Consider the following 20,840-nt stretch of genomic DNA (forward strand, 5'->3'; position numbering starts at 1 on the left):
ATGAAAGTATTGGTGGTGTCCGATACCCACGGCAATTTTGTCCCTGCCCTGCAGGCCCACAGCCTGACGCAGCCTGTGGACGCCGTCATCCATCTCGGGGACGGCATCGAGGACGCAAACCTGCTTCGCAACCTGATGCATCTTGACGTCATTGCCGTTTCCGGCAATTGCGACCACGACGCCACGGTGCCGCGGGAGGTGCTGTGGGAATGTGAGGGCAAACGTGTTTTGCTGGTGCATGGAGACGCTTACGGGGTCAAGGGTGGGTTGGAAAGACTGAAACAACGGGCGGTCGAGGTTTGCGCCCACGTAGTGCTGTTCGGTCACAGTCATCGCGCCACCTGCATCACCACATCCGGCATCCTGTTCCTCAATCCCGGCACGCTGACGCGGACATCGGCCAACAAGACGTTCGCCACCATCGAAATCTCGGAAGAGTCCATCAACGCCCGCCTGCACGACATCCCCTGACCCCCTGTATTCCCTGACAGGCTATTGAAAAACTCAGGTTGTTCAAAATAGTCAGATCGTCGCACCCGCAAAAGGCCCTGCGGAGGCGTAGCAGCGCTACGCCGCACAAAGGGCCTTCGAGGAATGGCGGCGAGATGGCTGTTTTTCAACAACCTGCTAGCGTCCGGCAGCCGCTCCATGCCCCTTATGCACCGCCTTTTCCAAACGGCGGCGGCGCGGCCATCCGACCACAAACCCCAATGGGCCGGACACCACATACGCGAGCATAATGCCAAAGGTCATCGCCGCCGGTTCAGCGGCCACAACGATCAGCAGCACCACGGCCAGAAGCAGGAAACCGAAGGGCTGCCGCTTGATCAGCGCCGGATCCTTGAATGAGTAGTAGCGGAATCCCGACACCATCAGGAAGGCAAGAAGGTAGATCAGGACGAGAATAGCCAACCGCTTGTACGTGCTTGGCCAGCCGAAATGATGGAACAGAAGGACGGTTGCGGCCACCATGCTGGCTGCCGCCGGGATGGGCAACCCCACGAAACGTTTGCTCTCCACCGTATTGACCTGAACGTTGAAACGCGCCAGGCGCAGCGCGCCGCAGACCACAAACAGGAACGCCGCCAGCCAACCGAGACGGCCGAACGGTTTGAGCGCCCAGGCATACATCATCAACCCCGGGGTCACCCCAAACGACACCAGGTCGGCCAGGGAGTCGTACTCGACGCCAAACTTGCTGGTCGTTCCGGTCAGGCGGGCCACCTTGCCGTCCAATCCGTCAAAGACGGCAGAGGCAAAGATCCAGAGCGCAGCGACATCGAAATTGCCGTTGAGGCTGGCCACCATGCTGTAGAAACCGGCAAACATGCTCCCGGTCGTAAACAGGTTGGGCAGGATATAGATACCTTTTTTAATATTTTCGGCTCTTTCGGCCTTTTTTTCATTCAGTTCAGAGTTCATGCCACGCTTTCTCCGCCTATGCGAGACGCCCCAGCACGGTTTCGCCCGCCACGGTTACATCTCCAAGCTTTACAAGCGGTTGTACGTCAACCGGCAGGTACACATCCACCCTCGACCCGAAGCGGATCAGTCCGTAACGTTCTCCCCGTTTCAGCGCGTCTCCGGTCCGGGCGTAGCACACGATCCGCCGCGCAACCAGGCCGGCAATCTGCACAAAAGCCAGCCGAACACCGCCGGAGGTTTCCAGGACGATGCCGTTGCGCTCGTTTTCGAAGGAGGCCCGGCCGTCACGGGCATCAAAGAACTTGCCGCGATGGTAAAATGTGTCCACTACCGTGCCGTCGAAGGGGACGCGGTTGACGTGCACATTGAAGACCGACATGAAGATACTGATCTTGAGCGCCGGGATGCCGAGTGGCGTCTCGGGGACGCACTCCGCCACGATCACCGTCCCGTCGGCAGGGGCCACTACCGCGTGCCCGTCAATGGGCGGTGTGCGCTCAGGATTACGAAAGAAGTAGAGGATGAACAGGGTCGCTACGCAGAACAGCGCAGCAGAAGCGGCCAGCACCAGGGAACACCATTTCCAGGCGGCCACGGCCAAAAGAAGCGTCAATCCGGCGGAACAAGCGATGAAGGGATAACCTTCTCTGGCAAATGGGGTCGATTTATTCATGCAACCTGCCTGAACACGCAGACACCCCTCTCCCAACGGGCAAAGGGGTGTCGAATGCGTAGAATTATTCTAGTTTTTGGTTTTGTCAACGATCTTGTTCTTGCCGATCCAAGGCATCAGGGCACGCAGCTTGGCACCGACCTGCTCGATCTGGTGTTCGGAACCGCGACGGCGCAGGGCGCTGAAGGTCGGCTTGTTGACCTTATTCTCCAGCATCCATTCCTTGCAGAATTCTCCGTTCTGGATTTCGTCGAGGATTTTCTTCATTTCCTTCTTGGTTTCGGCGTTGACGACGCGCGGACCGCGGGTCAAGTCGCCATATTCGGCGGTATTGGAGACCGAGTAGCGCATGTTGGCGATGCCGCCTTCATAGATCAGGTCAACGATCAGCTTGGTTTCGTGCAGGCATTCGAAGTATGCCATCTCCGGGGCGTAGCCTGCCTCCACCAAGGTCTCGAATCCAGCCTGGATCAGGGCGGCAATGCCGCCGCACAGCACTGCCTGCTCGCCGAACAGGTCGGTCTCGGTTTCCTCTTTGAACGAGGTCTCGATGATGCCGGAACGACCGCCACCAACGGCCGAAGCATACGCCAGCGCCAGATCCTTGGTCTTCTTGGAGGGGTCCTGGTGCAGCGCGATCAGACAGGGCACGCCGCCTCCCTTGGTGTACTCATGGCGCACCAGATGTCCCGGTCCCTTGGGGGCCACCATGAAGACGTTGATGTCTTCGCGGGGAACAATCTGGCCGAAATGGATATTGAAGCCGTGGCCAAAGGCGATGGAAGCGCCCTTTTTCAGATAAGGAGCGATCTCTTCGCGATAGATGTCGCCCTGGATCTCGTCCGGGAGCAGAATCATCAGGACATCGGCAACCTTGGCGGCTTCGGCAACCGTAACAACCTTGAACCCGGCGTCCTTGGCCTTCTTAACGGAAGCAGAATCCTTTTTCAGAGCGACGAGTACGTCGATACCCGAATCTTTAAGGTTCAGGGCATGGGCATGCCCCTGAGAACCATAGCCAACGATGGCGACTTTTTTCTTTTTCAGAAGTGCTACGTTACAATCTTTGTCGTAATAGACCTTCATACTATTGTTCCATCCTTCCTACGAAATTTTCCGGAAAAACCGGTACAAACCGTTGATAAAACAAGTTCTGAAAATAGTACATTCCCTGTCAACTGTCAATAAATTACCACAAAAAGAAGCCAGGCAGAAGCCCGAGACAACAAAAACGCCTCCTTGCTCGAAGAGGGCGTTTTTGTTTACAAAATGCCGCGTTTCTCATTTCTGCCGGGTATTCCGGAATCTTTACCGCAACTTCTTGCAATTCCCGTCCTCACACCGCGCGTTACTTCTCCACATGAGTCGTCACACGTTACCCAGCATTGCGTGTATCTTCGAGATCAATTCCTTGGGACTGATCGGCTTGGACAGGAATTCCGGAGCATTTATGTTCGCTTCGTTGATCATGTCGGCGCCATTTGGGTAACCACTCACCAAAATGGCCTTCAACCCAGGCTTTATCCTGCACATGACCTGATAGGCATAAAAGCCATTCATCCTCGGCATGAGCACGTCGCTCACCAACAGGTCGATACGGGCGGATTCTTTCATGAAAAGCCCGCATGCCTCTACCCCGTCCGTGGCGGTAAGCACGGCAAAACCGTACTCCTCGAGGCAATCCTGCAACATCTGCCGCACTAGCAACTCATCATCGACCACCAATATCGTTCTTTGATTCTGTTGGCCATCGTTCTCGATGTGCGCGGACTGAAGTGATCGTGCCATTGATGTCTCCGTCGTGCCGGGCATGGGATTCGGTACAATTAACAGCTATCAACTCTCGTGCCATCCCGTAAAAACGCATGGTATCCGAGAGTTACATGCCGACAACCCTTTGAAGCGTACAATGGGACATTTTGCAACAGCCGGAAGTGGTAATTTTTTTAACACTTTCAATTTTATTTAATAATTACAGCGATATGCGTAATGTTACTTTTTTTAACACTAAAATAAATACTATTTGCATATCAGCAAGTTACAATCATTTTCACAATGGTAATTTTTTTAACACTATCCCGCGGGCGCCACAAAAAACCGGAAAGCGCCAGCGCCTTCCGGTTCGACAAACCTGATAATCCCTCCCAGCTTACAGCAATCTGTTGAGGAAGCTCCTGATGCGCTCGTTTTCCTGGCCAACGCTGAAAAATTCATGGGGATTCCCCTGGGCTAAGAAATGACCCGATTCCATAAAGATCACCCGGTCGGCCAGTTCACGGGCAAACCCCATGTGATGGGTGACGATGATCATTGTCATACCCTCGTCGGCCAGGGTATGAATGGTGTCGAACACCTCCCCCACCAGTTCCGGGTCCAGGGCCGACGTCGGTTCGTCGAACAGCATCAACTTTGGTCGCATGGCCAGGGCTCGGGCAATGGCCACCCGCTGTTTCTGCCCCCCCGACAGGGTGGCGGGAAAGACGTCCCTCTTGTCGGACAGCCCAACCTTGGACAGCATGTCGGTGGCAACCTGACGGGCCTCATCCTGCGGCATTTTGCGGACGGTCAGCGGCCCTTCCATGACATTGCCCAGCACGGTCATGTGGGGAAAGAGATGGAAATGCTGAAATACCATGCCGATCTCGGTCCGCAGGGCGCACACCGCCGGGGGGCGGTCCAGGTGGCGACGGCCGTGGCTGGTGACGTACCCCACCTCGCGCCCCTGGAAACGGATGACGCCGTCATCGATCTCTTCCAACAGGTTGATGGAACGCAGCAGTGTGGACTTGCCCGATCCCGATGGTCCGATGATGACCAGTTTCTCGCCCGGAAAGACATCCAGATCGATCCGGTCGACCGCCGTCAGATTTTTAAAACGCTTGGTTATGCCCTCCAGCCGGATCAACGGCTCCCTAGCGGTGTTCATAGATCCCTGCCCGATACTCGATTTTTTCAAAAATAAAGGTGAAGATGCTCGTCAAGAGGAGATAGATGGCCGCCGCCAAAGCCAGGGCCGTGATGTTGAAATAGGTATTGAAAAGCTGGTCGGCCGAGCGCATCAGTTCCACCATGGCGATGGTTGATACCAGGGCAGTGTCTTTGATCAGGGCGATGAATTCGTTGCCGATGGGGGGCATCAGCCGTTTGTAGGTCTGGGGGATGATGACGCGCCGCATGGCTTGTCCGTAGGTCATGCCGATGGCCTTGGCCGCCTCCATCTGTCCCTGATCGATGCTCTGGATCGCGCCACGGATGATTTCTCCCAGGTAGGCCGAGTAATTGAGCCCAAGACCGATTACGGCGGCGGTCAGGGGCGGCAGAGTCACACCGAAGGCCGGCAGGCCGTAATAGATAAAGAAAAGTTGGAGCAAAAGCGGCGTGCCGCGAAAGAACCAGATCACGAACCAGCACGCAGCGGACAGGGGGCGGAAGGTGCTGATGCGCCCCAAGGCGATCAGGAGCCCCCCCAGGGGGGAGACCAGCATGGTGCAGAGCACCAGCAGCAGGGTCATGGTCGCCCCCTTGAGCAGCGCCGGGAGGAATTTGCGGCTGTCGTCCAGCAGCGAGAGCCAACGCGACTGCTGCTGTTTTTGGATGGCGGCGACAGCGTTCCGCGCCTCGCTGTTGTCCGGGAACAGCGCCAGGACCTCCCGACTGGCGGCCAGGGCTTTATCAGCCTCGTTCAACGAGACGTATATTCTGGCCATCTGCATGCGGCTGGCCACAAAAACGCCTGCATCAGCACCTTTGGGCGGAACCGGGATCTGCCTGAGCAGCTCCACGGCCCCCGGCAGGTCACCCTGGGCCATCAACTCCCCCGCCTGGCGGGAGAGGGCGTCGCTGTCCAGCGCCTGACCGGTTCCGGCCAGCGTCCACAAAAAAAGCAGGGTCACGGCGACCCTGCTGATGAGTATGTAAAAGCGATTCATAGTCTCTAGAATTTCTTGGGATTAGTGATATCTTCCGCAAACCACTTCCGGGAGATCTTGGCCATGGAACCGTCCTTCACCATCTTGTCCAGGGTCTGCTGCACCTTGCCGCGCAGGCCATTATCATCTTTGCGGAAGGCCACGCCAAAAGGTTCCTTGCTGATCATGCCGGGCAGGATCTTAAACTTGCCGGGACGCTTGGCGATCATGTCGCGACCGGTGACATTGTCCACCACCACCACGTCGATACGCCCGGCTTCCAGGTCGAGCAGCGCCTTGGGATAGTCTTCGTATTCCTTCAGTTCCTTCGGGGGGGTAGCAAGTTTCTTGACCGCTTCCAGGCCCGAGGAGCCCTTCTGGGTGCCGGCCTTGATCCCTTTCAGGTCTTTCAGCCCTTTGAAACGCTTTTCCTTGAAATTGACGACCGCAATCTGACCGTCCATGATATAGGGTTTGGTGAAGGCCACTTCCTTGGCCCGCTCCGGCGTAATGGTCATACCGTTCCAGATGCAGTCGAACTTCTTGGCGTCCAGGGAGTGGATCACCCCTTCCCAGGCGGTGGGCTGCCAAACGATCTTGACGCCGAGACACTTGCCGACCTCTTCGGCGGCGTCGATATCGAAGCCGACCAGCTTACCGTCTGCCTGACGATACCCCATGGGAGGAAAGGCGTCATCAAGCCCGATAACCAGCTTACCCTCTTTTTTGACGCGCTCCCAGGACCCGTCGCCGGCAAAGGCGCAGACCGCCGCAAGGGACAGCAGAACAGTTAGGCACAGAACAAGCGTCTTCTTCATGGTTATCTCCTCAAACAATAATTTGACAAAGCGGGGCGCGATTATCACAGAAATGGTTGGACCAGTCAAGGAAAGATACGTTTTTACGAATGTTGTTCCCCCCATAGTCCGACAAGTCGTCCCAGGGCCACTCCGTCCCGGATACGCTCGATCACAACGGCGGCCTCCCGATTGACCAGATCTTCCGACGCAGCATATTCCACCTGGAGGTAATTTCTGCTCAGCCCCCCGATGCGTCCCGTTTCCGGCTGCCCCGTCTGCCCCAGAACCGGCAGGGTCCGCCCGATGAAGCGCTGGAGAAATGCACCCTTTTTCATCACAGCGGCATCCCGTAGCCGCTCCCCCCTACCCCTGATGACATCGGCGGGCACCTGGGCCGGCATCCCGGCCGCTTTGGTACCGGCCCGCCGGGAAAAGGGAAACACATGCAGGTCGGAGAACGGTAGTTCCTCCACTAGGTGCAGGGTCTCCAAAAACTCATCTTCCGTTTCGCCGGGAAACCCGGCAATCACATCGGCCCCGATAAAAGCGTCCGGCAGTGCGGCCGTGACCCGTGCCACCAAATCACTGAAGAAACGGGCCGTGTAGCGTCGTCCCATACGATGCAGCACGGTGTCGCTGCCGCTCTGCAGGGGGAGATGAACATGGGGGCAGATGACCTCCGAGGCGGCCATGAGTCCGATCAATTCGTCGCTCAGTTCGTTGGGTTCCACCGAACCGATCCGCAGGCGCGGGACAGCCCCTTCGTCCGCAATGCGCCGTACCAGGCCGGCCAGGGAGTGACGCGGGGAGAGGTCGAGCCCGTAGGCCCCCAGGTGAATGCCGGTCAGCACCACTTCCCGGTAACCGTTGGCAGCCAGTTCCCGCACCCCCCTCAACACATCGTCCAAGGGCACGCTGCGGCTTCTGCCCCGGGCATAGGGCACGATACAGTAGGCGCAGAAGGAATTGCAGCCGTTCTGGGCCTGAAGGAAGGCGCGGGTATGCTCGGCAAAGCTTGAAAGCGGCAGTGGTTCTGCCGTCTGTTCGGCGCTGATGTCCGAGATGCGGCTCTCGCCCGCTTCCACCAGGCCGGCAATGTCCTGTTTTTCCCGATTGCCCAGCACGCTGTCCACCTCGGGCATGCGCTCCAGTTCCCCCGGCGCCACCTGGGCATAACAACCGGTGGCGACAATGCGGGCCTGGGGGTTCAGGCGTCGGGCGCGTCGGATCAGGCGGCGGGTCTCGGCGTCGGTACGGGCCGTGACCGTACAGGAATTGACCACGTAGATGTCGGCCGGCTCGGTGAAGGGGACCATCCGATAACCGGCCTTTTGGAACTGCTCGCTCATGGCGGCGGATTCGAACTGGTTGGTCTTGCAGCCCAGGGTAGCTATGGCAACACGTTTCATGGGGGTAGAGTATCCTTTTCCAACTTTTTCACGATCCAGGAGACATAGATGACCACAATGACGGCGGCCGACCAGGTGGTGATGAAGATACCCCACCAGATGCCCATCACGCCCCACCCCAGCATGATGGCCAACAGGGGGAACGCCAGAGCGGGCGCAGCAATCTGCCGATAGAGGCCGATCAATAGCGCGAAACCGGGACGCTTGACCCCCTGCATGGCCGAAACACACACGTAGAGGAGCACGTAGGCCGGGAACACGAACGCTTCTATCCACAGGTAACGGACCCCGGCGTTGATGACCGCCCCATCGCGGCTGAAGGCCGACATCAACTCGGTACTGAAGGCCAACACCAGGACGGTGCCGATGGCTGCCAGGACAAAACCGTACCGGAGCGACAGGGCCAATACGTGGCGGATACGCTTCAGGTTCCCCGCGCCAAAGTTCTGGGCGGTCAGAGCAAGGGTGGAAACGTTCAGCCCCATGATCGGCAACAGGGCGAGCTGTTCGACGCGGGTGCCGATACCGTAGGCCGCCACCACCTCCTTGCCGAACCTCCCGGCAAACCAGGTGATGATGAAGATTCCCACGGTCACGGTCATCATGTTCAAAGCCGAGGGAAAGCCCTGCTTCATCAACTCGCCGTAATACTGCCTGCGGGGCCACAACTCGCGCAAGGTAAAGGTAGGAAGGAACCCCAAACGCGAGAGGCGGCTGAAGAGATAAAAATTGCCCATACACTGGGTCGAGATCGTGGCCAAAGCGATGCCGGGCAGCCCCATGGTGGGGACCCCCAGACCGCCGTACATGAACCAGGGGTCAAGAACCAGGTTGAGGAAAAAGGCCGTGACCAGAAAATTGCGATAGGTGGCCGTATTGCCGTGGGAGTTGAGGATGGCGCTCATCACGAAATTAAGCATGGAGAAGATTGCGCCGCACAGGGTTACGTTCATGTAGCCAAGCGCCAGGGAGAGGTACTCCCCCTGGGCGCCCATGAAGACGAAAATGCGGGGCGCGAAGGCCAATCCCAGGCCTGTCAGGGCAATGGCATGCACCAGCGCAAAGGAAAGGGACTGTAGCACAAATTGCTGGGCCTCGTCGCGCCGCCCCCGTCCCAACGCATTGCCGATCAGGGTCGTTGCCCCGGTCGAAATGCCCGCACCCACCGCCAGGATGATGAAGAACACCGGGAAGCAGAGCGACATGGCCGCCAGCGCCGTGGTGGAAAGCCGGCCGGCATACCAGGTATCCACCACGTTGAACATGGTGTTGAAAAAGAAACCGATCCCGGATGGTATGGCCAGGCGCCGGATCAGTGCCGGTATGGGGGCGGTGGTCAGATCGGTGGTCATGGGTTATTGTGCAATGGCATTCAACTCCACCCGGCTGCGTGAAGTCGTCTCCTTTTCCGGCGCCTTGAACAGGTCGTCGTTCTTCTGGAAGACCCGTTCGGCCGGGACATGCCCCTTTGCCACCAGGTAATTCATGACCGCCACAACCCGCTCGCGGGCCAGTATTTTCAACTCCGTCTCCCCAATCACCGTGTTGGTGATGATCAGCTTCTTCATCTCCTCGGGCGGAAGGGTCTTGACCAGACCGAGCATATTGCGCGGTTTGGGGAATTTTTCCTTTTTGTAGACCGCAGTCAGATAGGTCGGATACTCATCCGGACCCACCGTGATGCTGTCGGCCTTTTCACCTTCCTTCAGCGCCCCCTGCCTGCTCAGGGCCAGGAACTTTTCCCCCCTCACCTTCCGGTCCAGCAGTTCGCGGCGGTACCCCTCCGTGTCCTTTTCCCGGTCCACATACCCTTTCAACTCCACCTTGAGGGCCGGCCGGTCCAGGAGCGCCTTGGCCAGCGCGTTCAGCTTCTGTTCCTCCTGGGGGGGAATTGCGCTGGCGCCGTGGCTGAACTGGATGGCGCTGAAATCCTGGCCGCTGCCGACCATGGACGAGAGCAGGGACAGGGGCGAGGTGACCGCCTTGACCATCAGGTTCCTGATAACCTGAAAGACCAGCTTCCAGACACTGAATTTGGGATCGTCGGTGCGGCCGGTGACCGGCACGTCCAGGTGGATCTCCCCCTTGCGGTCCTTGAGCAGGGCCAGCCCCAGTTTGACCGGCAGCTTGGTGGCCTTGCCGCTCTCCACCTTTTCGCCGAACGTGAACTGGTCGATGAAGATGCTGTTCGAGGCATTGAGCAGTTTCTTTTCGATGTGGTACGTGAGGTCCAGGTACAGCTTGCCCTTCTCCACCGTGTAGCCCAGGTAGGTGCCGGAATAGGGGGTAACGGGCGAGAGCTCGATGTCGCGGAAGGAGACCTTCAGGTCCACGAACAGGTCGTCGCGCAGCGGGTTGATCCGGCCGGTGATCTGGAGCGGCGAATGGTTTTCCAGGTTGCCGCGCAGGTCCACGTCGGCAAATTTCGACTCCTCGGAACTGAGACCGCTGACCCGGCCGCCCAGGTTGTAGAAGGTGGTGACGAAGTGCTGCGGCAGGTGGTTGTCGCTAAAGGACAGGGTACCGTCCTGAATCGTCACTGTGCCGATCTGTATTTGTTTTTTAGCGGCCGCCCGCTGCGGGGCGCTGGCGGCTGGAGGCACGGCCGTTACCGGGGCAGCGGGTACCGGAGCGGCGGATGCCGAGGCCGCAGGGACCGGCGCCTGTTTGGGTTTTTCCACCAGATTCTGCAGGTTCAGTGTGCCGTCCTTGCGTACGATGATGCGGGAGTAGACCCCGTTGAGGGCGATCTGGCGCAGGGCCAGACTGAAGGGCTCCAGATTGCCCTGGATATCGTCCAATTGCAGGCTTTCCCATTTGAGCAGGTCTTCCTCGGACATGGTATCGATGGCGTGGAAGCCGCGGACACCGGCACTTCCTTTGAACGTACCGGTCGGTTTGCCGTCCTTGAGGGCGATATCCACGTACATGCTGGCGTCGGCGGAGCCCCCCAGGATGAAGACGTTGATGTTGGAGGGGAAGTATGCCTCAAAATCGCGGAGCGGCAACCTGCCCGCGCTGACGCTCCCACGGTAGCGGAAGGGATTGGGCGTGATCGTGCCGCTGGCCTTGAGCGGGGTGGCCTTGTTGAAGATCGAGGAAAAACGCACCTGTGCCGGAGTGAATTTCGGGCCGTTCAGGTTGGCCAGGGTGAGACTGGTGTTGCGTAGCGTGAAGCGCGGCTTTTCCGGCAGCGTCTTGTCGGTAAAAGAACCGGCGAGCTTGTCGATACGCACCTTCTTGATGCGGAAGGAGAAGGGCTTGGCAGTCGGTTGTCCCGATGTTGCGGCGCTCTTCCCGCTCGAGGGTTTGGGCTTTTGTGCGGCGGCCCCCTGTGGTTTCTGCAACAGCGACAGGATCGAGATACTGCTGTTTGCCTCACGGGAGAGAGAGACATTCCCCTGGGCCAGCAGCACGTCGTCCAGGTCAAGACGGTTTTCCCGTTGACGGTAGGCCGCGCCGTTCACCTCCAGGCGCCGCAGGTCGAGCCCCTCTTTGTTGCCGTAGCGAGCCGAGAGCCCGCTGAGGGCAAGATCCGCCCGTTCCACGTCCACCCCGTTCTCTGGGGAATAGGCAGCCTCAACGGACAGGTCCAGGCTCCCCTTGAGCGGCGCCGTCAGGAACCGGGCCAGATAGGGCCACCCCCTCTGGAGTTTCAGGTCGTTCAGCTCGGCCGAAACCGTGGCCTTGAGCGGAATCAGGCTGAAGGCGCCATCGGCGCTGAAGTCGGCCTCGTTGTCCAGGGACAGCGCCACCTCGTAATCGGCCGATTTTCCCGGTTCGTTGGTGAAACCTTTCACCGCGGCATTGATCCCGGTGATGTTTCCCTTGAAGCCTCCCTTGGGAAGGGCGTCGTTCACGTGGAGCACGCCGTTTTTGAAATCGAATGAAGCGATGCGGACCAAGGTTGCGGGGCTCTTTTTCGTATCCGTATCGGCCTTGGCAGCCGGTTTCTGCCCTGTCCCGGCAGACGGGGGCAGCAGGCGCTGGTACATCCACTCCCCTGCGGCACTGCGGCCGGCAAACAGTTCAAGCCCCTCCACCGTAATGCTGTCCACCAGAAAACGCCGGGCAAAGACCTCCAGGCTCGACGCCCGCACCTGGAACGACGGGAGCCGGAACAGCGGCTGCCCCTCCTTGAGGTTAACGGTAACGCCATCCAGCTGCACCAGCCCCTTGATGGCCAATTCCGGTTTCTTGTCCGCAGATACGCGATAACTGACATCCGTATTGACGGTCAGTTTGCCGGACGCCAGATCAGCCGGCGGCTTGACCGGCACATAGGCCACATAACCGGGCAGGTCGAGCTGCCGCAGGTCGATGTGCACGGAGGTTTCCAAGGATTTGCTGAGCGGTTTTACCTTGCCGGAAAAGCTGAGGGGTGCGCCGTTCACCAGGGCCGAGATGTGGGGATCGGTGTATTTCTCCACCAGATAGGGGATGTTGCTGATAAAGGGAACCGCAACCTTGAGGTCGCGAACGGTGTGTTTCCTCCCCCCTCCCACGGCCCGGTCGTCAAAATCCACGGAGCCGTTGGCAAGGGTGATATTGTTGATGGAGAAGCGGAATTCCCCTTTGGATTCCTTTTGGGGCTTCGCCTTCTGGCGCTCGATGATGTCGTTGAAGCTGTACCTGTTGGCGGCCAGACGGGCAATGGAGAGCGAAGGCGCCTCAATGGCGACCTGGGAGATGATCAGGGCGCGTTTGTAGATCGAGGCCAGCCCGAGGGAGGCGCGGAGCTGTCTGATGGAGACAAAGGGGCCGCCCCCCTTCTCTTCGATGGCAAAGCCCGTGACCGTGACCGTGAGGGTAAAGGGATTGATGCCGACCTTCTCGATGCGGACCTTCCTGCCGGTGGCCTCCTCCAGGGCCGTGACGGCCTGGCTCCGGACGATGAGCGGCAGAATGGCGCTGCAAAAAAGGATGATCGCCACGAAAGTGGCGGCAAGGATGATGGCTATCTTACGTTGTCTCGACATGGCGCCCTCGCGGCAGAACAGGATCAACAAAAAAAAGTCCTTTTCAGAAATAATACCACGGACCCATCACCATTAATAATCCTAAAATCGGTATTTCCGCCACAGAGCCACCGGGACCCAGAGAAAATCACAGATTTTTCCAACTATTCTCTAATTCGGGAATGATTAAGAAAATGAGCCGTGATGCCGTCGAACTCTCTGAAATATTTTTTCCGCGTCTCTATGTCTCTGTGGCACATGATCTAACGAAAAGGGCCGCGCAAGCGGTAATTGCGCGGCCCCAATGAGTCTGCGGCGACCGCCGCCCCTACCCTTTCCACCCTTTGGCGCCGCGACCGATGGCCACAGCGCCGGTGCGGACCAACTCCTTCAACCCCAGTGGCCGGAGCAGTTCCAGGATGGCGTCGATCTTGGCCGGACTTCCGGTAGCCTCGATGGTATAGGATTTGGGGGTGACGTCGATGATCTTGGCACGGAAGATGTCGACAATCCGCAGCACCTCGGCGCGATTCTCGTCCTCAGCCGCAACCTTGACCAGAATCATCTCGCGTTCGATGGCGCTACCGTCGCTGAAATCGATCACCTTGAGCACATCGATCAGCTTGTTGAGCTGTTTGGTGATCTGTTCCAGGATCTGCTCATCGCCACGGGTGACGATGGTCATGCGCGAGAGTCCCTCCTCGTTGGTCGGGGCGACGGTCAGGGAATCGATGTTGAAGCCGCGTCCCGAGAAAAGACTCGCCACGCGGGAAAGTACGCCAAATTCGTTTTCAACCAGTACTGATACGGTATGCAGCATGGGAAACCTCCATAAAGTCAAAAGCTACTTCCGCCACAGAGAGACAGAGACACAGAGGCACACAGAGAAAACCCAAAAACGAACTAATCCGAAAGGGATAATTCTATAAATGCATAAGACAAACGGGCCTTTCCGGCTATCTTCTGCCTTCGGCCTTTCTCTGTGTCTCTGAGTCTCTATGGCAGATTTAATCAGTTATTCATTCATGAGTTACGCATTCAAGACCATCTCGTTCAGCGACGCCCCGGCAGGAACCATGGGCAGCACCTTTTCCTCTCGGGCGATCTTGAACTCCATGATCACCGGCCCCTTTTCCTTGAAGGCCTGCTTGATGACCGCTTCCACCTCGCCCGGCTTGGAGGTGCTGAACCCCTTGGCCCCGTAGGCCTCGGCCAGCTTAACGAAATCGATGGGCAACTCCATGCAGGTCTGGGAATAGCGCTTGTCGAAAAATAGCTCCTGCCACTGGCGCACCATGCCGAGGAAGTTGTTGTTCAGGATCACGATCTTGACCGGCAGGCGGTTCTGCACCAGGGTGGCGATCTCCTGGATGTTCATCTGCACGCCGCCGTCGCCGCAGATGGAGATGACCTGACGCTCGGGGAAAGCTGCTTGCGCCCCCATGGCTGCCGGCAGGCCGTACCCCATGGTGCCAAGCCCGCCCGAGGAGAGGAGCGTGCGCGGCTTGTTGAACTGGAAGAACTGGGCGGTCCACATCTGGTGCTGCCCCACGTCGGTGGCGACGATGACGTCATCGTTTGACAGTTCCCGCAATTTTTGAATGACGAACTGGGGCTTGATGACGGTTGAGCTCTGCTTGTACCCAAGGGGGTGTTTGTCCTTCCAGCCGGCAATATCTTCGTGCCAGGGGGCCAGCGCCGCCTTGAACCCATCCGCCTTGTCCTTATGCTTGTCGGCCAGCTTGATCATCTTGGCCAGAACGTCCTTCACGTCGCCCACGATCGGCAGATCGACCCGCACGTTTTTCTTGATGGAGGTCGGGTCCACATCGATGTGGATGATCTTGGCGCCGGGTGCAAACGTGGCGATCTTGCCGGTCACCCGGTCATCGAAGCGCGCCCCCACGGCAATGATCAGGTCGCTGTTGGTCATGGCCATGTTGGCGCAGTAGGAGCCGTGCATGCCCAGCATGCCGAGTGACAGCGAGTCGTTTCCCGGGAAGGAACCGAGCCCCATCAGGGTGGTGGTCACCGGCACCGACAGTTTGCGGGACAGGCCGGTCAGTTCGTCCGAGGCATTGGCCAGTATAACCCCTCCCCCGACGTAGATCACCGGACGGTGGGATTCCAGCAGCATGTCCACCGCCTTTTCCACTTGGCGGGGATGCCCTGTCACGGTCGGCTTGTAGCTGCGCATCTCTACCGTATCCGGGTAGACGAATTCAGTCTCGGCGATCTGCACATCCTTGGGGAGGTCCACCAGAACCGGGCCGGGCCGGCCGGTGCTGGCGATATAGAAGGCCTTTTTCATGATCAGGGCCAAGTCCTTCACATCCCGCACAAGGAAATTGTGCTTGGTGCAGGAGCGGGTGATGCCGATGATATCCACCTCCTGGAAAGCGTCATTGCCGATCAGCGCCGTGGACACCTGGCCGGTGATGATCACCATGGGGATCGAGTCCATGTAGGCCGTAGCGATACCGGTCACCGTGTTGGTGGCGCCCGGCCCGGAGGTGGCGATGGCGACGCCGACCTTGCCGGTGGCGCGGGCATAGCCGTCGGCCGCATGGGTGCCGGCCTGTTCATGGCGCGGCAGGATATGGTGGATATCCTTGAAACTGAAGAGTTCGTTGTAGATGTTGATCACGGTGCCTCCGGGATAGCCGAAGACCGTGTCCACACCTTCCTTTTTCAGACATTCCAGCAATATGCGTGCACCGTTCATTTTCATGGGTGATACCTCTTATTTGTAAGGATCGTTGAATGGGAAGCTATCGTTTGCGCGCCGTCACTGAAGCAATGACATGTATGGCGGAAACAACCGACCTGTGCGGAAGCGTTTCCATGGTTCCTCCTTTGAGCACATTCCGGTTCTCGACGCAGATGCGCCAACCCCGGAAGTAGTAACAAACTGTTGAAAAACTCAGGTTGTTCAAAAATAGTCAGATCGTCGCACCCGCAGAATGCACCGAGGAGACGTAGCAGGCCTACTCCGCCGAAGCTGACGCTTTGGCTGCGAAGGCCGGGCGCTACGTCGCACGAAAGGGCGTTCGAGGACGAAGGCCTGATGGCTGTTTTTCAACAACCGACTTAATCGGCCGTGGTCACGGCGCCGGTATGGGCCGAGGTCACCAGCTTGGCGTAGCGTGCCAGCCAGCCGGTCCTGATCTTGGCTTCCGGCGCTTTCCATGCGGCCCGGCGGGCAGCCAGGGTGGCGTCGTCCACCAGCAGTTCCAGACGGCGGTTGGGGATATCGAGCAGGATGCGGTCCCCCTCTTCCACCAGGGCAATCGGGCCACCCTCGGCCGCTTCCGGCGAGATATGACCGATACAGGGACCGCGGGTGCCGCCGGAGAAACGGCCGTCGGTCACCAGGGCAACCGAATCGCCGAGCCCCATCCCCATGATGGCAGCCGTGGGGGCCAGCATCTCGCGCATGCCGGGGCCGCCCTTGGGTCCCTCGTAGCGGATCACCACCACATCGCCCGAGGTGATTTTTCCCTCCATGATGGCGGCCATGGCCTTTTCCTCGGCATCGAAACAGCGGGCCGTTCCCTCGAACAGCATCATGGCGGCCGACACGCCCGACTGCTTGACCACCGCCCCCTTGGGGGCCAGGTTGCCGGTGAGGATGGCGATGCCCCCCTCTTTCTTGATCGGATTGGAGAGCGGGCGGATCACCTCTTCATCCACATTGGCGATGCTTTCCGCCAACTGATGTGTGGTCAGGCCGAACAGGGTCGGCGCATCCTTGATCTTGTCCCCCAACTGCTTGAGCACACCGCTGACGCCGCCGGCCACGTCCAGGTCTTCCATGAAGTATTCCCCGGCCGGGTTCATGGAGGCCAGTTGCGGGGTGTCCTTGGCCAGGATGTCGAAGGTCTCCAGCGGCAGATCCACCCCCGCCTCCCGGGCGATGGCCAGAAGGTGCAACACGGTATTGGACGAACCGCCCAGGGCCAGATCGACCCGGATGGCGTTCTCGAAGGCCGCGCGGGTCATGATGTCGCGGGGCTTGACGTCGTTTTTCACCAGTTCGACGATCTTCTCGCCCGAGGCAAAGGCGATGCGGCGTTTGAGGGCAGAAACCGCCAGGGCGGTGCCGCAGCGTGGCAGGCTCATCCCCATGGTCTCGGTCAGGATGGCCATGGTATTGGCGGTGAACAATCCCTGGCAGGAGCCCATGCCGGGGCAGGCGTTGTCCTCGCAGATTTTGAGTTCCTTGTCGTCGATCACGCCGGCCTTGTAGCGGGCCATGGCCTCGAAGGTATCGGTGACAAAGGAGTATTTGCGTCCGCTCAGGCTGCGTCCGCTCATCATGGGGCCGGCAGTGACGATGATGCAGGGGATGTTCAGGCGCGCGGCGGCCATCAGCATGCCGGGGGTGATCTTGTCGCAGTTGGTCAGGAGCACCAGGCCGTCCAGCCGGTGCGCCTCGGCCACCGATTCCACCATGTCGGCGATCAGTTCGCGGGTCGGCAGGGAGTAATGCATCCCCTTGTGCCCCATGGCGATCCCGTCGCAGACGCCGGGGATGCCGAAGAAGAAGGAATAGCCTCCGCCGGAGTGGACGCCTTTCTCAATGAAGCGTTCCAGATCGCGCATGCCGGAGTGGCCCGGAATCAGATCGGTGAAGCTGGTTGCCACGCCGATGAACGGTTTTTCAAAGGCGCTGTCGGGAACGCCGGTTCCCTTGAGAAGCGCCCGGTGCGGTGTTCGTTCGAGTCCCTGCTTGATGGTATCGCTACGCATGATGGTCGTCCTTGATGATTCGAATTTTCGTGGCGCCAAACAGCCGATTGGCGCGAATAAAGGATATAAAAGATAGTATATATGCGGACGGGTGTCAACCCGGAATGCCGAGGAGTTACGCCGCTATTCCGCAGATAAAAAACGGACGGTCGCCTCAAGGTCCCTCTGGGCGATGGGTGGGCAGGCTCAGTGTCGCTCGGTTGCCGAAAAACCCCATGGGCCACGATGTGCCGGCCAGGCAGTGCCTTGCAATCGCACGCCAGACCACCCAACTTCTGCACGGCGTTTGGCTCCGCCTCCCTTTCGGCGCATTCATTAGCAATACCTAACCTTGCTTTCGGAGGAATCTGCCTATATACTTTATCGTCGCCCCCTAACACGTGACATGAAGGATCGGTTCCATGAACGCACATGATATCCCTCCAAGCGGTGAAACGAAGCCGACCGCAACCGATCTGCAACGTTCCTTCATGCGGCATCTCCACTACACCCTGGTCAAGGACAAATACTCCGCCACCAAGGCCGATCTCTACCTGGCCCTGGCCTTTGCCGTGCGGGACATGCTGGCGGAACGCTGGCTCGACACCCAGCAGTCCTACTACATCAATGACGCCAAGCGGGTCTACTACATCTCCATGGAATTCCTGATGGGCCGCAGCCTGGGCAACAGCCTGATCAACCTCGGGATCAAGGAGGAGTGGGAAAATGCCCTCATGGAGATGGGAATCGACCTGGAAGACATCGCCGAAACCGAGTGGGACGCGGGCCTGGGCAACGGTGGCCTGGGACGGCTGGCGGCCTGTTTTCTCGACTCCATGGCCACCATGAGCCTGCCGGCCTACGGCTATGGTATCCGCTATGAGTACGGCATGTTTTACCAGAAGATCATCGACGGCGGCCAATACGAACTGCCGGACAACTGGCTCCGCTACGAAAACCCCTGGGAGTTCGGCCGCCAGGAGCATCTGCACAAGATCCGCTACGAAGGCAGGGTCGTGGAATCCAGCGACCCTGCGGGAGAGGTACGTCATTCGTGGGTCGATACCCATGACGTCATGGCCCTGGCCTACGACGTGCCGGTGCCGGGCTACGGCAACGAGACGGTCAATACCATGCGCCTGTGGAGCGCCAAATCGACCCGCGAGTTCGAGCTTGAGTCCTTCAACCGGGGCAATTACGTGGGCGCGGTCGAATCCAAGATGAAGACCGAGAACATCTCCAAGGTGCTCTACCCGGCCGATCACATGGCCGAGGGCAGGGAGTTACGCCTGCGCCAGGAGTACTTTCTGGCGTCGGCCACGGTGCAGGATATCTTTTACCGTTTTTCCAAAAAACACGACGACCTCAATCTATTGCCGGAAAAGGTGGCCATCCAGCTCAACGACACCCACCCTACCCTGGCCATCCCGGAGTTGATGCGCATCCTGTTGGACGAGAAGATGCTCTCTTGGGAAACGGCCTGGGACCTTTCCATGAGGACCTTCGCCTACACCAACCACACCATCCTGCCCGAGGCCCTGGAAAAGTGGCCGGTGCGCATGCTGGAGGGCATCCTGCCCCGCCACTTGCAGATCATCTACCGGATCAACGATTGTTTTCTTAAGGAGGCGAAGGCCCGCTTCCCCGAAGATAGCGACCGTTTACGTCGCATGTCCATCGTGGGAGAGGAGGGGGAAAAGCATATCCGCATGGCCTACCTGGCCATCGTCGGCAGCCACTCCATCAACGGCGTGTCCGTGCTGCACAGCGAAATCCTGAAGGACCATCTGTTCAGCGACTTCTTTGCCCTCTGGCCGGAACGCTTCAACAACAAGACCAACGGCATCACCCAGCGGCGCTGGCTCAAGTGCGCCAATCCCTGGCTGTCGGACCTGATCTCGTCCACCATCGGGGATGCCTGGGTCACCAATCTGGATGAATTGCAAAAACTGCGGGCAATGGCCGAGGATCGGGATTTCCAGCGACAGTGGACGGAGGTCAAGCGTGCCAACAAGCAGAGGCTTGCGGACTACATCTACCGGCATAACGGCATCCAGGTCTCTCCCGACTCCCTATTCGACTGCCAGACCAAACGTCTCCATGAGTACAAACGGCAACTGCTCAACGTTCTCCACGTCATCGCCCGCTACAATCGCATCAAGGCCAATCCGGGCCTGAACGTCCCCCCCCGCACGGTCATCTTCAGCGGCAAGGCGGCGCCGTCCTATTTCATGGCCAAGCTGATCATCCGCCTGATCAACGCCGTGGGAGAGGTAATCAACAGCGACCCGGCGGCCCACGACCGGCTCAAGGTGGTGTTTCTGGCCAATTACAGCGTTTCCCAGGCCGAGATCATCTTCCCGGCAGCCGACCTGTCGGAGCAGATCTCCACCGCGGGGACCGAGGCGTCCGGCACCGGCAACATGAAGTACGCCTTGAACGGCGCCCTGACCATCGGGACCCTGGACGGCGCCAATATCGAGATCATGGAGGAGGTCGGCCGGAACAACATCTTCATCTTCGGCATGAACGCCGAACAGGTGGAGGGTCTGAAGCGCGCCGGATACCATCCCGGCGATTATTATTCACACAACCAGGAGTTGCAGCAGGCTATGGACATGATCGCCGACGGCACCTTCTCACCGGGCGATCCGGGCCTGTTCAAGCCGATTGTGGACAACCTGCTGGGCAACGACCCCTACCTGCTCCTGGCCGACTACGCATCCTATGTGGCCTGCCAGGACGAGGTGGACCGGCTCTACCGCCACCCCCACGAATGGACCCGCAAGTCGATCCTCAACACGGCCGGCATGGGGAAATTTTCCAGCGACCGCACTATCGCCGAGTATGCCCGGGAGATCTGGGGCGTCAAACCCGAAAAGGTCGGCCGCCACAGCCGGCGCGACCTACCCTGACCCGAAATGGAACCAATGAAG

At 59.0% G+C, this 20,840-nt stretch carries 15 protein-coding genes; 2 read left to right on the top strand and 13 right to left on the bottom strand.

Annotated elements, in window-relative coordinates; translation table 11 throughout:
* Positions 1-12 precede the first annotated feature (12 nt).
* Positions 13-471 (top strand): metallophosphoesterase family protein, encoded by a 459-nt coding sequence (locus ET418_RS02235; protein WP_218043352.1) that lies wholly within the window; start codon positions 13-15, stop codon positions 469-471.
* Positions 472-627: 156 nt separating this feature from the next.
* On the opposite strand, the gene pssA is transcribed toward ET418_RS02235, so the two are convergent.
* The 13 genes from pssA to ilvD form a co-directional block, all read right to left on the bottom strand.
* On the bottom strand, positions 628-1,422 hold the full coding sequence (gene pssA, locus ET418_RS02240) for a CDP-diacylglycerol--serine O-phosphatidyltransferase (RefSeq protein WP_188055226.1): 795 nt from the start codon (positions 1,420-1,422) through the stop codon (positions 628-630).
* A 16-nt stretch (positions 1,423-1,438) separates the two neighbouring features.
* Entirely contained in the window at positions 1,439-2,098 is a 660-nt protein-coding gene (locus ET418_RS02245; RefSeq protein ID WP_149305941.1) for a phosphatidylserine decarboxylase family protein, read from the bottom strand.
* 69 nt (positions 2,099-2,167) lie between these two features.
* Entirely contained in the window at positions 2,168-3,184 is a 1,017-nt protein-coding gene (gene ilvC / locus ET418_RS02250) for a ketol-acid reductoisomerase (RefSeq protein WP_149305942.1), read from the bottom strand.
* A 282-nt stretch (positions 3,185-3,466) separates the two neighbouring features.
* Positions 3,467-3,886, bottom strand: a complete 420-nt coding sequence (locus ET418_RS02255) for a response regulator (protein ID WP_188055227.1) — start codon at positions 3,884-3,886, stop codon at positions 3,467-3,469.
* Between the two features lie 361 nt (positions 3,887-4,247).
* On the bottom strand, positions 4,248-5,024 hold the full coding sequence (locus ET418_RS02260; protein WP_149305944.1) for an amino acid ABC transporter ATP-binding protein: 777 nt from the start codon (positions 5,022-5,024) through the stop codon (positions 4,248-4,250).
* Positions 5,011-6,027, bottom strand: a complete 1,017-nt coding sequence (locus ET418_RS02265; RefSeq protein WP_149305945.1) for an amino acid ABC transporter permease — start codon at positions 6,025-6,027, stop codon at positions 5,011-5,013. Before ET418_RS02265 ends, ET418_RS02260 begins: the two co-directional genes overlap by 14 nt.
* Positions 6,028-6,032: 5 nt before the next feature.
* Positions 6,033-6,824: an amino acid ABC transporter substrate-binding protein gene (locus ET418_RS02270; RefSeq protein WP_149305946.1), complete on the bottom strand. Its 792-nt coding sequence runs from the start codon at positions 6,822-6,824 to the stop codon at positions 6,033-6,035.
* 83 nt (positions 6,825-6,907) lie between these two features.
* Positions 6,908-8,215, bottom strand: a complete 1,308-nt coding sequence (mtaB, locus tag ET418_RS02275) for a tRNA (N(6)-L-threonylcarbamoyladenosine(37)-C(2))-methylthiotransferase MtaB (protein WP_149305947.1) — start codon at positions 8,213-8,215, stop codon at positions 6,908-6,910.
* Positions 8,212-9,567 carry an MATE family efflux transporter gene (locus ET418_RS02280; RefSeq protein ID WP_149305948.1) on the bottom strand — a complete coding sequence of 452 codons (1,356 nt, stop codon included), beginning with the start codon at positions 9,565-9,567 and terminating at the stop codon, positions 8,212-8,214. Before ET418_RS02280 ends, mtaB begins: the two co-directional genes overlap by 4 nt.
* 3 nt (positions 9,568-9,570) lie before the next feature.
* Positions 9,571-13,194, bottom strand: a complete 3,624-nt coding sequence (locus ET418_RS02285; RefSeq protein WP_149305949.1) for a DUF748 domain-containing protein — start codon at positions 13,192-13,194, stop codon at positions 9,571-9,573.
* A gap of 307 nt (positions 13,195-13,501) precedes the next feature.
* On the bottom strand, positions 13,502-13,993 hold the full coding sequence (gene ilvN, locus ET418_RS02290) for an acetolactate synthase small subunit (protein ID WP_149305950.1): 492 nt from the start codon (positions 13,991-13,993) through the stop codon (positions 13,502-13,504).
* A gap of 210 nt (positions 13,994-14,203) precedes the next feature.
* A complete protein-coding gene (ilvB, locus tag ET418_RS02295; RefSeq protein ID WP_149305951.1) occupies positions 14,204-15,904 on the bottom strand; it encodes a biosynthetic-type acetolactate synthase large subunit in 1,701 nt (566 codons plus the stop codon).
* Positions 15,905-16,263: 359 nt separating this feature from the next.
* Positions 16,264-17,925 (bottom strand): dihydroxy-acid dehydratase, encoded by a 1,662-nt coding sequence (gene ilvD / locus ET418_RS02300; RefSeq protein ID WP_149305952.1) that lies wholly within the window; start codon positions 17,923-17,925, stop codon positions 16,264-16,266.
* A gap of 401 nt (positions 17,926-18,326) precedes the next feature.
* On the opposite strand from ilvD, the gene ET418_RS02305 reads away from it, so the two are divergent.
* Complete coding sequence (locus ET418_RS02305) at positions 18,327-20,819, top strand: glycogen/starch/alpha-glucan phosphorylase (RefSeq protein ID WP_149305953.1); 2,493 nt, start codon at positions 18,327-18,329, stop codon at positions 20,817-20,819.
* The last annotated feature ends 21 nt before the right edge of the window (positions 20,820-20,840 follow it).

Origin of the sequence: Oryzomonas rubra (assembly GCF_008369015.1) — a bacterium.
Taxonomy (GTDB): Bacteria; Desulfobacterota; Desulfuromonadia; order Geobacterales; family Pseudopelobacteraceae; genus Oryzomonas; species Oryzomonas japonica.

Bases quoted from the DNA above. Each gene is read 5' to 3' on its own strand.
- mtaB (WP_149305947.1), bottom strand. From the start codon at position 8,215: ATGAAACGTGTTGCCATAGCTACCCTGGGCTGCAAGACCAACCAGTTC.
- ET418_RS02280 (WP_149305948.1), bottom strand. From the start codon at position 9,567: ATGACCACCGATCTGACCACCGCCCCCATACCGGCACTGATCCGGCGC.
- ET418_RS02260 (WP_149305944.1), bottom strand. From the start codon at position 5,024: ATGAACACCGCTAGGGAGCCGTTGATCCGGCTGGAGGGCATAACCAAG.
- pssA (WP_188055226.1), bottom strand. From the start codon at position 1,422: ATGAACTCTGAACTGAATGAAAAAAAGGCCGAAAGAGCCGAAAATATT.
- ET418_RS02305 (WP_149305953.1), top strand. From the start codon at position 18,327: ATGAACGCACATGATATCCCTCCAAGCGGTGAAACGAAGCCGACCGCA.
- ilvB (WP_149305951.1), bottom strand. From the start codon at position 15,904: ATGAAAATGAACGGTGCACGCATATTGCTGGAATGTCTGAAAAAGGAA.
- ET418_RS02255 (WP_188055227.1), bottom strand. From the start codon at position 3,886: ATGGCACGATCACTTCAGTCCGCGCACATCGAGAACGATGGCCAACAG.
- ET418_RS02270 (WP_149305946.1), bottom strand. From the start codon at position 6,824: ATGAAGAAGACGCTTGTTCTGTGCCTAACTGTTCTGCTGTCCCTTGCG.
- ilvC (WP_149305942.1), bottom strand. From the start codon at position 3,184: ATGAAGGTCTATTACGACAAAGATTGTAACGTAGCACTTCTGAAAAAG.
- ilvD (WP_149305952.1), bottom strand. From the start codon at position 17,925: ATGCGTAGCGATACCATCAAGCAGGGACTCGAACGAACACCGCACCGG.
- ET418_RS02285 (WP_149305949.1), bottom strand. From the start codon at position 13,194: ATGTCGAGACAACGTAAGATAGCCATCATCCTTGCCGCCACTTTCGTG.
- ET418_RS02265 (WP_149305945.1), bottom strand. From the start codon at position 6,027: ATGAATCGCTTTTACATACTCATCAGCAGGGTCGCCGTGACCCTGCTT.
- ilvN (WP_149305950.1), bottom strand. From the start codon at position 13,993: ATGCTGCATACCGTATCAGTACTGGTTGAAAACGAATTTGGCGTACTT.
- ET418_RS02245 (WP_149305941.1), bottom strand. From the start codon at position 2,098: ATGAATAAATCGACCCCATTTGCCAGAGAAGGTTATCCCTTCATCGCT.